We start from the raw sequence: 14,831 nt of genomic DNA on the forward strand, positions 1-14,831 counted from the left end.
ACTACCGTTCTTGCAACACGTCGTTCCAAGGCACTAGCGACGCATCACCGAACGTGTCGAAATACCGCTCGAACAGCAGACAGACCTCGCGGCTCAGGGCCAGGGCGTCCTGGTCCGGCTCTTCGACAGCCATCTCCGTGGCCGAATAGGTCAGCTCGACCATCATCCGCATCGCCAGCCGAACGCGAGCTTCGGGCGCGCCCGGATATCGCGCCTTGAGAATCTCGCCGAACTGGTCGGCCACCATGTCGCGCGAGGCGAAGCGGAGCTGCTGCAGCATGGGCACCGCGCGCAGGGCCCGACCGATCGCCGCGCCGCCCGGAAAGCGCCGCGTCATCTCGATCATCTCGGTCAGCATGACCACGTTCTTCTCGATGCGCTCGGCGGCGGTGTCGCCCTCCAGCCCGCCGGCCTCGATCCAGGCGGCGACCTTGTCGTCCTGGGCCTTCATCAGCCGGTCGCCCAGTTCCTTGAGGATCGCGTACTTGTTGGGGAAATAGCGGTAGAGGGCCGGCGGGGTCAGGCCGGCGCGCTTGCAGATGGCGTTGGTGGTCAGCTGTTCGAAGCCGGTCTCGCCCAGCATCTCGCCGGCCGTGGCGAGGACGATCTCGTAGGTGTCCTGGCCGCGGGCCTGGGTCGGCTGCAGCTTGGCGTCCAGCGCGATGTCGGGGCCGGCGGTCTTTCTGGCCGTCGCCTTCGGCATGCGGTCTCTCCATTCCAGTCCTTCTGGACTAGAGCGCTTTGGTGAAAAAAGCCAATCGGCCTGAACCCTTAGCGCGGCCTCGTCACGTGCAGGAAGGCGACGATGACCAGGGTGACCAGCGCCAGGCCCGCGCTCAGCCAACCCGCCGGCCGCACGTCGGCGCCGCTGACCACGAACGAGGCCAGAAGGGGTCCCGCGCCGCAACCCAGCAGGCTCGCGCCCGGCCCCAGCAAGGCGGCCCGGCGGCTCGGATCGGCCTCGATCGCCAACGGCGTCAGATAGGGCGAGGCGAACAGCCAGACGAAGCCGAACACCGCCGAGGCCGCCAGGAACATCGCGGCCGACGGCAGGCTGGCCATCACCAGCAGGGCCCCGGCGGCCAGGATCACCGCGACCGTCAGCGACCAGAACCACGACAGCCGCGCGGCCAGGGCCGTGGCCGCCGCGCCGCCCGCGACCTGGGCGGCCAGCGACACCGCGAAGGCGGCGCTGGCGACGCTCGCGGGATGTCCGGCCTGGCGCGACAGCGGCTCGGCATAGATCCAGACCGCCAGGATGAAGGCCTGGAAGCAGAAGACGGCCGCCAGGGCGATCCAGCCGCGCGAACTGGGCAGCCCCTTGGGGTTGTCCTCGGTCTCGACCAGGGGGGCGTAGACGCCCGGGATCGCCAGGCCGGCAAGCGCGGCGGAGACGGTGAGGGCGGCTAGCACCACGAACCCTCCGTCCGGCCCGAACGGTCCGATGACGAAGGCGCCGACCGCGCTCACCACGCCCAGCTGAAGCAGGGTCTGGATCGTCAGGTAGAGGCCCGCCCAGCGCTCCGGGCGCGGCGAACGGACGATCATGCCGGTGATCAGCCAGATCATCGCGCCGGCCGGCAGACCCGCGACGGCGCGGACCAGGATCAGCAGATCACCGGAGAGGCGGGTCGTGGCCAGGTCCAGCACCGCCAGCAGCAGGCCGCAGGCCACCGCCGCCAGCCGCAGCCGGCGCTCGCCGAACAGCGGGCCGACCACCGCCGCGCCGATCCCCATCGCCACCAGCTCGGCCATGCCCGCCAGGCCCAGCTGATTGGCCGTCAGCCGACCAGCCGCTTCCATCCCGCCCAGCAGCAGAGGCCCGACGCCAGGAAACAGCACCCCGACCAGCCCGATCCAGAACACCGTCAGGCGCTGGACCAGGCTGGGCGGCGCGCCGATCCACACGCCCGTGACGGGGGGCGTCGGGGCGACGGCCGCCGGGATGTCGATCGCGCTCAATATCGGGCCCGGAAGTAGACGCCGTAGGTGCGCGGCGGGCCCATGCTGAACACGTCGAAGCCGAAGGCGGCGATCGGGGTGATGTCCGAGATGTTGGTGGTGTCGGCCAGGTTCTTGCCCCACACGCCCAGTTCGTAACGCCCGTCAGCGAAGGCCCAGCCCACCTGGCTGTTGACGAAGGCGCGAGCCTTGTCGCTGAGCCGCTCGGTGTTGGCCGTGTCGTAATAGACCTTGCTGCGGTAGGTGAAGTCCAGCTGGGTGATCAGGTCGCCCGCGCCCAGCGGATGCTCGTAGCGCGCCGTGCCGTTCAGGCTGGTCTTGGGCGCCGAGGGCAGGGTGTTGCCCGAATAGTCCTCGCCCAGCGACTGGAAGTCCTTGTACTCGGCGCTGAGCAGCGAGGCGCCCAGGGTCAGGGACAGGCCCTTCATCGGCCGCGCCTCGATCTCGGCCTCGCCGCCGTAGACGCGGGCCTTCGAGGCGTTGGTGAACAGCTGCACCGGCAGGCCGTTGCGCTGGATCACCGTGTAGACCTGCAGGTCCTTGTAATCATAGTAGAAGGCCGAGACGTTCACCCGCAGGCGGCGGTCCAGGAACTCGCTCTTGGCCCCGACCTCGTAGGCGTTGACGGTCTCGTCCCGATAGGGGCCCAGGTCGGCCGGGTCGGTCGTCTGGCCGCTGAAGAACCCGCCGCTCTTGGTGCCGCGATTGTAGGTCGCGTAGACGTTGGCGTCGTCGCTGACCGCATAGCGCAGGCCCAGGCGGCCCGAGATCGAGCTGAAGGTCTTCTCGTTGTCGTATTCGAACAGGGTCAGCAGACCGTAGTCGACGTCGCTGACATAGTGGAAGGTCTTCTCGTCCTGCGACCATCGCAGGCCGCCGGTCAGGGTCAGTTTCGGGGTCAGGTCGTAGTCGACCTGGCCGAAGGCGGCGTAGCTTTTGGTCTTCTGGTGCAGCGGCCAGCCGAACACGCCGACGCTGTTGGCCGGGTCCATGCCGGTCGGGTTGTTGACCGGATCGGGGACGCGCAGCACTTCCAGGACATTGTAGTGGCTGTCATTGTCCAGGTTGTCGCGGGCGGCGTAGACGCCGGCGACCCAACGCAGCGCCGTCGCCCCGTTCGATTGCAGGCGGAACTCCTGGCTGGTGGTGTCCTGCTCGGCGACATAGCGCGCGTCGAAGATCGAGATCGGGTTGGCGTCGGTCTCTTCGTAGTCGTCGCGCTTGGCCCGCTGATAGCCGGTGATCGAATAAAGCGTCACGCCGCCGAAGTCGTAGCTGATCGCCGAGGTCGCTCCGAACAGCTTGACGACATCCTTGCCCTCGAAGCGGTAGTCGCCCTCGTACTTGTTGTCGCTGGTGTTGGCGTAGCCGGCGACGTTCGTGCACTGGCCCGAGGTGTAGTGGCTGGGCTTGCAGAAGATGTAGCCGAAGGTCGGATCGGGATCGGCCGTGCTGGCCGCCTCGGCCGTCTGGGCGACCAGGGAGCGGTTGTAGGTCAGGATCGAGCCGCCGCTCGACTTGCTGTAGCTGGCCGAGACGTCGACCGTCAGCTTGTCGTCGGGCGTGAAGCGCAAGGCGCCGCGCACGGCCTTGCGGTCGGCGTCGTTGCCCTTGTTCCCGGTCAGGCGATTGAGGGTGTAGCCGTCGCTCTTGTCGTAGAGGCCGGCGATCCGGAACGCCAAGGTGTCGCCGCCCAGCGGGCCGCCGAAGCCGCCTTGGACGTTGAGCGAATTGAACCGGCCGTAGTCGACGGCCAGGTCGCCTTCGGGCGTGCTGCTCGGCTTCTTGGTGGTGACGTTGATCGCGCCGCCCGTGGTGTTGCGGCCATAGAGCGTGCCCTGCGGCCCGCGCAGAACCTCGACCTGTTGCAGGTCGTAGAAGCCCGCCATCTGGGCGAGCGGGGAGGCGACATAGACCCCGTCGACATAGACCCCGACGGCGCTGGCCGTGCTGGGATTGAAGTCGTTCACCCCGATGCCGCGGATGAAGATGCGGGGGTTGGCGGCATTGTCATCGGTCTTGATCTGCAGGCCCGGGGACAGGCCCGACAGCGCCAGTACGTCGCCGACCCGCTGGTCCTTGAGCTGGTCGGCGGTCAGGGCGGTCACCGAAACCGGCACGTCCTGGAGGTTTTCCGATCGTTTCTGGGCGGTGACGACGATCTCGTCGAGAGCGGTCGCCTCCTGGGCCGAGGCGTTTCCCGCCGCCGCCATCATCGCCGCTCCGGCGACGCCCGCGAGCACCTGAAGCTTCCGCATTCCATACCCCCTTTACTGTTCTATGAGGGTTACAGTAGCTAAAGCTATCTTTATGGCAAGCAGCGTTCGTGGAGCGTCGTTCAACCGCTCAAACCGTCGCGAACCGGAGCATTTCTCGCCGTCCATCGCTCGAATTTCGAGCTTCACGGATCAGGGTTCGACCCGATTGGTCTTTCGCTTGAACGGCGTAGTCTGTTGGGGCTGAGGGAGCACATCCATGCACACATCGCACTTCTGGCAAAGCGCCGGGCTGATCGCCATCATCTTCGGCGCGGCGATCCTGTCGGCCATGATCGGATCGCGGGCCCACGCGGCGGCCGCGCCCCATGTGTCGACGCCGAGCGCGGCTCAGACGTTCTGATCCAGGCGTTCAGGTTCAGCTGGAGCGCGCGTCCGAACCCGCGTCGGATTTGAGCGTGTCGATCAGGCCGTTCGTCGGCAAGCCGGCCAACCGGCAACTGGTCTCCCAGAGATCCCGCGCATTGGCGTCGTCGTAGGATAGCTCCGAGGAGCGTATCTCCCTGATCCCCTCGAAGTAGCGGCCGGAAACGCCGTCGAACTCCGGCGCGATCGCCAAGGCGGCCAGGTTCCGGCCCGAACGATCCGGCGAATTGGTGTTGCGCAGGAATGGGCGGAGCGCCGGCAGCAGATAGTCCCACGACCAGCGCATCCACGACGGATATTCGCGCGCCAGATCCGTACCGGGCATCATCCCGGGGTCCATGGCGTTGACGTCGATCCAGTCCACCCCGGCCTCCCGCAGGCGTCGGTGCAATTCGTGGACGCCGTAGACGGTGCAGAGCTTTGAGGTCGTGTAGCGGCGCAGGCCGATCTTCATCGGATCGCCCGTCTCTTCGTCCGGGAACGCCAGCTTTTGAGCGCTCGTATAGGCGGGCGCCGGCAAACCGGTCTTCTGCTTGGGATCGTGCGTGCCGCTCGAGACGAAGACGATCCGCGCGGGCTTGGCCATGTGGGGCAGCAGCAGGTTGGCGAGCAGGAAATGTCCCAGGAAGTTCACCTGGAAGGTGCTTTCCAGACCGTCCTTCGTCCGTACAAGGCCAGGGGCGACGTGCTGGATTCCGGCGTTGCAGACCAGGGCGTCGATGGGACCGTCCATGGCCGCGCGCCGGGCGAAGGCGCGGACGTCGTCCAGCGATCCCAGGTCGATCCTGGCCGGCAGGGTCCGATCGCCGCCGGCAAGACGGACGATCTCGGTCGTCGCGGCCACGTCCCGAACGGCCAGGACGACACGCCATGACGGCGTCTCCAGGATGGTCTCGCTACAGGCCTGTCCAAGTCCTCGGTTGGCGCCGGTGACGATGGCGGTGCGCATGGCTCGACGGTCCTTCCGACAGGGGTGATATCCGATGACCGAGAGGCGCCCCTGGGCAGCGCCTCATCATATGCTCGCGGCACTGCGCACAGATTGAGTAAATCGACCTAAGCTCGAAAAGGTTGCGCAGCTTTGGGTTGACAAATGCTGCGGTGCGATGGAAGGTTGCCTAACGCAAGACCTTCGCCTGTAAATTGTATCGATGCTTCAGCACAGAGGCCGAGCTTAGCTCCACGTCTTTGTAGTAGCAAAGTATATATCGCGTCATTCGTAGCTGATTAGTTCGCTGACCACGTTACGATACGCACTTCAGCCAGTCATTTTTATACGCCTCGCTCGCTGCAGGTGTATCACGTCTATCAACACAACCAAAAGGTGCTGAACGTGATCAGCACCGGTTAGGTTGCCACGGAGGCGAACAAGTTGCTTTCACTTGGGAGCGAACGAATGGCGGTCGACGAGGTCGTCGCTGAAGGCGCCGTCGGCGGCCACGCCACGTTCATCGATATTTTGCAGGCCAGGGCCCGCACACAAGCCACGCGCGTCGCCTACAAGTTCGTTCGCGGAACGGACTCCCAGGTCGAGACCTGGACCTACGCCCAACTCGACGGCCGGGCCAGGGCCTTGGCCGCCCGACTGCGGTCGCATGGCCTGCAGGGCGAGCGGGTCCTGCTGCTCTGCCCGCCCGGACTGGACTATATCGGCGCCTTCTATGGCTGCCTCTACGCCGGCGTCATCGCCGTGCCGGTCTATCCGCCGCGACGCAATCGCTCGCTCGACCGGATCAACGCCGTCGCCGTGGAGTCCGGGGCGCGCGCCGCCCTGACGACCCAGGACATCTTCAGCGCCGTACACGGAGGACCTCTGGAGCTGCCGCGACTGGCGGCTCTGGACTGGCTGCTGGTCGACGATCTGCCGCTCCAGGGGCCCGACACGGACCCTGTCGACGCCAAACCCGACGATCTGGCCTTCCTGCAATACACCTCGGGTTCCACCGCCTCGCCCAAGGGCGTGATGGTCAGCCACGGCAACCTGATCCGCAATTCCGACCTGATGCGGAAGGCGTTCGGCACGACGGCGGAAAGCCGCGGCGTGTCCTGGCTGCCGCCCTATCACGACATGGGCCTGATCGGCGCCATCCTGCAGGCGGCCTATGTGGGCCTGCCCCTGTCGCTGATGGCGCCGGTTTCGTTCCTGCAGCAGCCGTTCCGCTGGCTCGACATGATCTCGCGCGAGAAGGCCACGGTCAGCGGGGCGCCGAACTTCGCTTACGAACTGTGCGTGCGCTCGGTGACGCCCGAGCAGCGCAGCACGCTGGACCTCAGCCACTGGGTGGTCGCGCCCTGCGGCTCCGAGCCGATCCGCGCCGAGACGCTCGAGATGTTCGCGGACTATTTCGCGCCGGCCGGTTTCCGCCGCGACGCCTTCCATCCCTGCTTCGGCCTGGCCGAAGCCACCCTGATGGTCACCACCCGCAAGCGCGGCGACAGCTTCGTGGTGAGCAATTTCGACGCCGCCGCCCTGGCCCGCAACCAGGTCGCTCCCGCGGCGACCGGCGGCTTCAGGCGACTGGTCGGCGCGGGCTCGGTCCAGGTCGAACGGGTCGAGATCGTCCACCCGGCGACGTGCCACCCCTGCGCCCCGGAAGAGGTGGGCGAGATCTGGGTGCGCGACCCGAGCGTGGCCCAGGGCTACTGGAACCGCCCGACCGAGACCGAGCACACCTTCAACGCGCGCCTCATCAACGGGGCGGGGCCGTTCATGCGTACGGGCGATCTCGGCTTCCTGCGTGACGGCGAGCTGTTCGTGACCGGTCGGCTGAAGGAACTGATCATCCTTCACGGCCGCAACTACTACCCGCAGGACCTGGAGGCCGTGGCCTCGGCCAGCCACGCCGCGCTGCGCGAGGGGGGCAACGCCGCCTTCTCGGTCGAGCGCGACGGGGCCGAACGGCTGGTGCTGGTGCACGAACTGGTCCGCGCCCAGCGCGATCCGCCGGTCGAGGAGATCGCCGCGGCGATCCGCAAGGCGGTCGCCGAGGAGTTCGACATCCAGGTCGACACCATCGTCCTCGTCCCGCCATTGGGCGTGCCCAAGACCTCCAGCGGCAAGCTGGAGCGCCAAGGCTGCCGGCGCGCCTACGAGGCGGGACAGCTGCGCATCACCTGGACGTCGCAGCGCGCCGCGCCGACCCCGTCGCGCGTCACGCCGCTCACGGTTCGCCGCCAGGCGACCGCCGGCGAGATCAGGAGCTGGATCGCCGAACAGCTGTCGGCCATGCTCGACATCGAGCGCGCGGAGATCGACATCGGTGCGCCGTTCAGCGCCTTCGGCCTGGACTCCCTGAAGGCCGTCAGCCTGGCGGGCGAGCTGGAGACCTGGCTCGGACGCAGCCTGCCGCCGACCCTGCTCTGGGACTATCCCACCATCGAGGCCCTGGCGACGCATCTGGCGATGCCGGAACTGAACGTTCGCCCTGCGCCTCGCGCCGCATCCCGCACGGTCTGGCGGGACTCCCTGACCGAGGCGCAGATCGACAACCTGTCGGAGGCCGAGCTGTTCACCTTGCTCGCGCGCAAGGTCGACGCGATCGGCGAAGGCCTGGCCGCGCCGCCAGGGGGGAGGACCTGATGCTCAGAGACATATCCCAGACGCCGCAGCTGGCCATCCGATTGGCGGCCGGCGGCGGCCTCATCTACCATTCCGCGCCGATCGTCTTCACCCAGGCCGGCTACGCCAACTTCGTTCATCAACTGACCGAGGTCGGCCTTCCGTGGCCGGAGCTTTCGGCGGCCTCGGTCGGTTCGCTTGAGCTGGTCGGCGGGCTGTGCGTGCTGCTCGGCGCGTTCACGGTCTTCGCCTCGCTGCTGGTGGCGCTGGAGCTCTCCACGCGGGTGCTGACCATCTTCGTCATCGGCAAGGGTTTCCCGCCGCCGTTGCCCGGCCAAATGCCGCTGCCCGACTACGAGACCAACCTCTTCTACATCCTGTTCCTGACCGCCTTGGTGATCGCCGGCGGCGGCAAGTACGCACTCGACAACGGAATCTGGCGATGGGTGGCGAGATCCGCCGCGACATCCTGAGGGGAGGGGCGACCATGACAAAGCGCTGGTACGAACTGGCTCCCATTCCCGTCCGGGCGATCGTCGGCGGGGGTCTGGCCTATCACGGCTATCCGAAGATCTTCACCGCGGAGGGGCACGCCAGCTTCCTCTACATCATGAAGGGCATGGGCGTGCCGTTCCCCGAGCTGCTGTCCTGGGTGATCGGCTGCCTGGAATTCTTCGGCGGCCTGCTGCTGTTCAGCGGGACCTTCGTCTCGCTGGTCGCCCTGCTGATCGTGATCGAGATGGCGGCCAACCTGATCACGGCCCTGATCAACGGCGGCTTCCCGCCGCCACTCAATCCGGACCAGCCGTTGCCGGGCTACGAGCAGACCCTTCTCTACATGTTCGGCGCCCTGGCGCTGTTCATCGGGGGATCGGGCGGCTTTTCGGTGACCCGCATCTTCGTGCCCCGACAGACGGTGTGAGATGAACGATATCGCCAACGATTCGAGAGGCTTGTTGGCGGGCGCGTTCCGGGCGCTCGAGGACATGCGCTCGAGGTTGGAGATCGCCGAAAGGTCCCAGCGCGAGCCGATCGCCGTGATCGGCCTGGGCTGCCGTTTCCCCGGCGCCGACAATCCCGAAGCCTTCTGGTCGCTGCTGCGCGAAGGCCGCGACGCCGTGGGCGACGCGCCGGCCGGGCGATGGGACGTCGAGGCCTTCTACGATCCCGATCCAAACATCCCCGGCAAGATGTACACCAAGCGCGGCGCTTTCCTCGACCGCGTCGACACCTTCGATCCGGCCTTCTTCGGCATCGCGCCCCGCGAGGCCGTGACGATGGACCCGCAGCAGCGGCTGTTCCTCGAGGTCGCCTGGGAAGCCCTGGAGGACGCCGGCCTGCCGCCCGATCGGCTGGGCGGCTCCAGCACCGGGGTCTTCCTCGGCATCTGCAACCATGACTACGCCCACACCCTGGCCCGGGCCGGGGTCGAGGCCATCGACGCCTATACGGGCACCGGCACCACCCCCAGCGTCGCGGCCGGGCGGCTGTCCTATGTGCTGGGCCTGCAGGGACCGTGCATGACGGTCGACACCGCCTGTTCGTCCTCGCTCGTGGCGCTGGACCTGGCGGTGCAGCATCTGCGCTCGGGGCGCTGCGACCAGGCGCTGGTCGGCGGCGTCAACCTGCTGCTGATGCCGGAAAGCACGGTCTATTTCTGCAAGGTCCGCGCCCTGGCGCCGGACGGCCGCTGCAAGACGTTCGACGACGGCGCCGACGGCTACGGGCGCGGGGAGGGGTGCGGGGTCGTCGTCCTGAAGCGCCTGTCCGACGCCCTGCGCGACGGCGACGACATCCGCGCCGTGGTGCGCGGGGTGGCGGTCAATCACGACGGCCGCAGCAACGGCCTGACCGCCCCCAACGGCCTGTCGCAGGAAGGCGTGATCAACGCCGCGCTCGCCGACGCCGGGGTCGCGCCGCACGAGGTCGGCTACGTCGAGGCCCACGGCACGGGCACGCCGCTGGGCGACCCGATCGAGCTGGCGGCCCTGGCGCGCGCCTATGGCGACCGCGACGGCCCGCTGATCGTCGGCTCGGCCAAGACCAACATCTGCCACCTTGAGGCCGCCGCCGGCGTCGCGGGCCTGATCAAGACGATCCTGGCCCTGGAGCACGGCGAGATCCCGGCCCACCTCCATTTCGAAAAGCCGAACGCCCACCTGCCGTGGGACAGCCTGCCGATCACCATCCCTAGTCAAGCCGTCGCCTGGCCCGCGTCGGCGCCGATGGCGGGGATCAGTTCGTTCGGCTTCAGCGGCACCAACGCCCACGTCATCCTGGAAGCCGGACCGCCCCGGTCCGAGCCGTCCATGCCCCGCCCCGTGACCCTGCTGACGGTCTCTGCCCCCACGGAGTCGGCCGCCCGCGCTCAGGCCGGACGCTACGCCACCTTGCTGAGCCAGGCCGGCACGGTCGCCGCCGACGCGGCGTTCTCGGCCAACACCGGGCGCGCCCACTTCAGGCACCGGGCCGCCGTCGTCGGCTCGCACGACGAACTGACTGCGACGCTGGAAGACCTGGCGCGCGGCGGGATGCCCCTTCATCGCCTCGACGGTTCCGACCCGCGCGTCGTCTTCCTGTTCACCGGCCAGGGCTCCCAATTCGTCGGCATGGCGCGCGAACTCGACGCCGGAGAAGCCGTCTTCCGGGACGTCATCGACCGCTGCGACGCGATCTTCCAGGACGAATTCGACACCGACCTGCGGGCGCTGCTCTGGGGCGACGGCGAGGTCGGGCGCCTGGACGAGACCGCCTTCACCCAGCCGGCGCTCTACGCGGTCGAATGCGCGCTGTCGGCGCTCTGGCGATCCTGGGGCGTCGTCCCTGCGGCCGTGATCGGCCACAGCGTCGGCGAATTCGCGGCCATGCAGGCGGCGGGCGTGCTGTCGCTCGAAGACGGCTTCCGTCTGGTCGCCACCCGCGGCCGGATGATGCAGACGCTTTGCGAACGCGGCGCCATGGCGGCGGTGGCGGCGTCCGAATTGCGGGTCAGGGATCTGCTCGGCCAGCTTCCGGCCGATCTCGCCGTGGCGGCGGTCAACGCCGCCGACGATGTCGTCCTGTCCGGCGCTCCGGCCTCGCTGGACTTGCTCCTGGAGCGCCTTGCCGAGCAAGGCGTACGGCATCGGCGACTGGCCGTCTCCCACGCGTTCCACTCGCCGCTGATGGAGCCGATGCTCGACGGCTTCGCGGCCTATGCGGCGGAGATACCGTTCGCCCAGCCGGTGCTCCCGGTGATCTCCAACCTGACCGGCGCCAGGCTTGAAGATGCACCTGACGCGGCCTACTGGCGTCGCCATGCGCGGGAAGCGGTGCGCTTCGAGGCCGGCCTCGCGACGCTCAAGGCCGACGGCTGCACCGTCTTCCTCGAAATCGGCCCCCAACCGGTGCTGCTGGGCATGGCCCGCCGGTCCGGTGTCTTCGACGGGACGCCGAACGCCCTCTGGCTTCCCTCGCTGCGCAAGACCGGCGACGACGCCCGCGAGATGCTCGAAGCCCTGGCCGCGCTCTACCGGATCGGCGCGCCGATCAACTGGCGGGCGTTCGAGGCGGGTCGCGGGCGGCGCACGGCGCTACCGACCTATCCTTTTGAGCGCCAGCGGTTCTGGCTCGATGACGTGGCGGCGTCGCCGCATCTGGAGTTCGCCTCGAACGCGACGGGGATGTCCGAACCGGCGGCGTCTCCATGGACGTCGGCCGAGACCTCGCCGGCCGTATCGGCGCAAGGCGTCAGCGCCTTCGCGGCGGAGCTGCTCGCGGCCAATCCGGGCGATCGATACGGCCTGCTGCTCGACCGCATCCAGTCGGAGGTCAAGCGCGTCCTACGCCTGCCGACCAAGCCGGACCTGAAGCAGGGCCTGTTCGAGCTGGGCATGGACTCGCTGATGGCGGTCGAGTTGCGCTCGCGTCTAGAGATCGGACTGGGGCGGACGCTGCCGTCGACCGTGGCGTTCGATCATCCGACCATCGAGCGTCTGGCGCGGCATCTCCTCGACCTGATCGCGCCGTCGGACGCCGCGCCGACCGCCCACCTGAAGAAAGCCGATCCCCAGGCGCCGATCGCCATCGTCGGCCTGGGCTGCCGCTTCCCCGGCGGCGCCAACGATCCCGAAGCCTTCTGGCGCCTGCTCCGCGACGGCCAGGACGCCGTGATCCAGATCCCGTCGCAGCGCTGGGCGGCCGCCGACTGGTTCGACCCCGATCCGGAACGCGTCGACAAGAGCTATTGCCAGTCGGGCGCCTTCCTCGGCGTGGCCGTCGAGGACTTCGACACCCAGTTCTTCGGCATCACACCCCGCGAAGCCACCGCGATGGACCCGCAGCAACGTCTGTTGCTGGAAGTCGCCTGGGAAGCTCTGGAACACGCCGGACGGCCGCCCGTCGACGGCGAGCGGGTCGGGGTGTTCGTCGGGGTCAACGCCAACGACTACGCCAGATTGCTGGGGCAGGGCGGTAAGGCGATCGACGCCTACGCCTTCACCGGCAACACCTTCAGCGTCGCCGCCGGGCGGCTGTCGCACACCCTCGGCTTCCAGGGGCCCAGCCTGGCGATCGACACCGCCTGTTCCTCTTCGCTGGTCGCGGTCCACTTGGCCTGCCAGAGCCTGCGGATGGGCGAATGCGAGGCGGCTCTGGCCGGCGGCGTCAATCTGATGCTGGCGCCGGACGCCTATGTCGCCCTGTCCCGAATGCACGCGCTGGCCCCCGACGGCCGCTGCAAGACCTTCGACGCCTCGGCCGACGGCTACGGGCGCGGCGAGGGTTGCGGACTGGTGGTGCTGAAACGGCTGTCGGACGCGGTGACCGACGGCGACGACGTGCTGGCGGTGATCCATGGCTCCGCCGTCAACCAGGACGGGGCCAGCGGCGGGCTCACCGTGCCGAACGGTATCGCCCAGCAGGCCCTGATCGGCGAGGCCCTGGAACGCGCCGGCTTGGCGCCGGAAGACATCGGTTATCTCGAAGCGCATGGCACCGGCACGCCGCTCGGCGATCCTATCGAGTTGGGCGCGGCGGCTCGCGCTCTACGGCCCGAAGGCGCCAAAGATCGTCCCCTGTTCGTCGGCTCGGCGAAGACCAATATCGGCCACCTCGAAGCCGCTGCTGGGGTGGCGGGCCTGATCAAGACGGTGCTGGCGCTGCGTCATGAGACCATTCCGCGCCATCTGCACTTCGACACGCCCAATCCCCAGATCGAATGGAGCACGCTGCCGGTCGAGGTGACCACCAAGGCGGTCCCCTGGCCGTCGGGCGACCGCCCGCGCTTCGCCGGCGTCAGCAGTTTCGGGATGAGCGGCACGAACGCCCACGTGATCGTGGGGGAGGGACCTGCGCGGGTCGAGGCGGCGGTTCAGCCCGATCCCGGCCTGCAGGTGATCCCCCTGTCGGGCCGCGGCGAGGCGGCGGCGCGGGCCCTGGCCGAGCGCTACAAGCCCTTCACCGACGCGCCCCTGGCCGACATCGCCTTCGCCGCCGGCGCCGGGCGCTCGCACTTCGAACACCGCATCGCCATCCTGGCCGAGACCGGCGAGCAGTTGGCCAAGCGCCTCGACGCGGCCGCCGAGGGTCGCAGCGACCCCGGCGTGCTGCGTGGCCAGGTCTCCGGGGCCCAACGGCCGAAGATCGCCTTCGTCTTCACCGGCCAGGGCTCGCAATACGCCGGCATGGGCCGCCAGCTCTACGACCGCGAGCCGGTGTTCCGCGCCGCCCTGGACCGCTGCGACGCCCTGCTGGACGGGACCTTGCTGCCGGTGCTGTTCGAGGACGCCAGCGGCCTGATCGACCAGACCGGCCATACCCAGTCGGCGCTGTTTTCCCTGGAATACGCCCTGTGCGCCCTGTGGCGCTCCTGGGGCGTGGAGCCCTCGGTGGTGCTGGGCCACAGCGTCGGGGAATATGTCGCCGCCTGCGTGGCCGGGGTGTTCAGCCTGGAGGAGGGCCTGAAGCTGGTGGCCCGCCGCGCCCAGTTGATGCAGGCCCTGCCGCCGGGCGGAGCCATGGCCGCGGTCTGGGCGAGCGAGGCGGATCTCGACCTTTCCGCCTACGGCGATCGCCTGTCGCTGGCCGCCGTCAACGGTCCCGGCGACTTGGTGGTCTCCGGCGAGGCGACGGCCCTGGACGCCTTGCGCGCCGACCTGGAGCGCAAGGGCGTGGCCAGCCGGCCGTTGATCGTCTCCCACGCCTTCCACTCGCCGCTGATGGCCCCGATCCTGGAGCCGTTCGCTGATCTKGCCCGCACCGTCGACTACCAGCGSCCGCAGGTCCGGCTGATCCGCGACCTGGACGGCGCGCTSGCCGACGGCCCGCTGGACGCCGACTACTGGACCGCCCACCTGCGCAACCCGGTGCGCTTCCACGACGCCTTGCAGACCCTCAAGGCCCAGGACTGCACCGTGGTCGTCGAGATCGGCCCGCACCCCATCCTGACCACCATGGCCAAACCGGCCGAAGACGAGGGTCCCCGCTGGCTGCCGTCCCTGCGTCGCAAGCGCGGCGACCTGGACACCCTGCGCGAGACCCTGGCCGCCCTCTATGTCGCCGGCGCGCCGATCGACTGGACCGCCGTCCATCGCCATCAGCCCCACGCCCGCCTCCACCTGCCGACCTATCCCTTCCAGCGCAAACCCTACTGGATGGCCCCGACACCCGCGGTGAATACGGGGGCGGCC

General features: G+C 68.7%; 9 protein-coding genes. 5 read left to right on the top strand and 4 right to left on the bottom strand.

Features of this window, described 5'->3' with window-relative positions; genetic code table 11:
* Position 1: 1 nt before the first annotated feature.
* From AC1DYP_RS01995 to AC1DYP_RS02005, 3 genes are all read right to left on the bottom strand, one after another.
* A complete protein-coding gene (locus AC1DYP_RS01995) occupies positions 2 to 703 on the bottom strand; it encodes a TetR/AcrR family transcriptional regulator (RefSeq protein ID WP_477044905.1) in 702 nt (233 codons plus the stop codon).
* Positions 704 to 771: 68 nt separating this feature from the next.
* Positions 772 to 1,962 (bottom strand): MFS transporter, encoded by a 1,191-nt coding sequence (locus tag AC1DYP_RS02000; protein WP_477044906.1) that lies wholly within the window; start codon positions 1,960 to 1,962, stop codon positions 772 to 774.
* Positions 1,959 to 4,220, bottom strand: coding sequence for a TonB-dependent receptor (locus AC1DYP_RS02005; protein WP_477044907.1), 2,262 nt, complete (start codon positions 4,218 to 4,220; stop codon positions 1,959 to 1,961). The genes AC1DYP_RS02000 and AC1DYP_RS02005 overlap by 4 nt, the downstream gene beginning before the upstream one ends.
* 217 nt (positions 4,221 to 4,437) lie before the next feature.
* Between AC1DYP_RS02005 and AC1DYP_RS02010 the strand changes: the two genes are divergently transcribed.
* A complete protein-coding gene (locus AC1DYP_RS02010) occupies positions 4,438 to 4,581 on the top strand; it encodes a hypothetical protein (protein WP_477044908.1) in 144 nt (47 codons plus the stop codon).
* Positions 4,582 to 4,596: 15 nt separating this feature from the next.
* Here the strand turns inward: AC1DYP_RS02010 and AC1DYP_RS02015 are convergent, their stop codons facing one another.
* The gene (locus AC1DYP_RS02015) at positions 4,597 to 5,553 is read right to left on the bottom strand and encodes an SDR family NAD(P)-dependent oxidoreductase (protein WP_477044909.1); all 957 of its coding nucleotides are present in this window, start codon (positions 5,551 to 5,553) and stop codon (positions 4,597 to 4,599) included.
* A gap of 447 nt (positions 5,554 to 6,000) precedes the next feature.
* Here AC1DYP_RS02015 and AC1DYP_RS02020 point away from each other — a divergent pair, with 447 nt between their 5' ends.
* From AC1DYP_RS02020 to AC1DYP_RS02035, 4 genes are all read left to right on the top strand, one after another.
* Positions 6,001 to 8,184 carry an AMP-binding protein gene (locus AC1DYP_RS02020; protein ID WP_477044910.1) on the top strand — a complete coding sequence of 728 codons (2,184 nt, stop codon included), beginning with the start codon at positions 6,001 to 6,003 and terminating at the stop codon, positions 8,182 to 8,184.
* A complete protein-coding gene (locus AC1DYP_RS02025; protein ID WP_477044911.1) occupies positions 8,184 to 8,636 on the top strand; it encodes a DoxX family protein in 453 nt (150 codons plus the stop codon). Before AC1DYP_RS02020 ends, AC1DYP_RS02025 begins: the two co-directional genes overlap by 1 nt.
* Positions 8,637 to 8,650: 14 nt before the next feature.
* On the top strand, positions 8,651 to 9,085 hold the full coding sequence (locus tag AC1DYP_RS02030; RefSeq protein WP_477044912.1) for a DoxX family protein: 435 nt from the start codon (positions 8,651 to 8,653) through the stop codon (positions 9,083 to 9,085).
* Positions 9,086 to 9,149: 64 nt separating this feature from the next.
* On the top strand, positions 9,150 to 14,831 hold a 5,682-nt coding region (locus AC1DYP_RS02035), incomplete at its 3' end, for a type I polyketide synthase (RefSeq protein WP_477044913.1).

The sequence above is a fragment of the Caulobacter sp. P1_D6 genome (genome assembly GCF_056406095.1).

What these genes read in the sequence shown, in the direction of transcription:
- AC1DYP_RS02015 (WP_477044909.1), bottom strand. Translation starts at nt 5,553, where the DNA reads ATGCGCACCGCCATCGTCACCGGCGCCAACCGAGGACTTGGACAGGCC.
- AC1DYP_RS01995 (WP_477044905.1), bottom strand. Translation starts at nt 703, where the DNA reads ATGCCGAAGGCGACGGCCAGAAAGACCGCCGGCCCCGACATCGCGCTG.
- AC1DYP_RS02005 (WP_477044907.1), bottom strand. Translation starts at nt 4,220, where the DNA reads ATGCGGAAGCTTCAGGTGCTCGCGGGCGTCGCCGGAGCGGCGATGATG.
- AC1DYP_RS02010 (WP_477044908.1), top strand. Translation starts at nt 4,438, where the DNA reads ATGCACACATCGCACTTCTGGCAAAGCGCCGGGCTGATCGCCATCATC.
- AC1DYP_RS02030 (WP_477044912.1), top strand. Translation starts at nt 8,651, where the DNA reads ATGACAAAGCGCTGGTACGAACTGGCTCCCATTCCCGTCCGGGCGATC.
- AC1DYP_RS02020 (WP_477044910.1), top strand. Translation starts at nt 6,001, where the DNA reads ATGGCGGTCGACGAGGTCGTCGCTGAAGGCGCCGTCGGCGGCCACGCC.
- AC1DYP_RS02025 (WP_477044911.1), top strand. Translation starts at nt 8,184, where the DNA reads ATGCTCAGAGACATATCCCAGACGCCGCAGCTGGCCATCCGATTGGCG.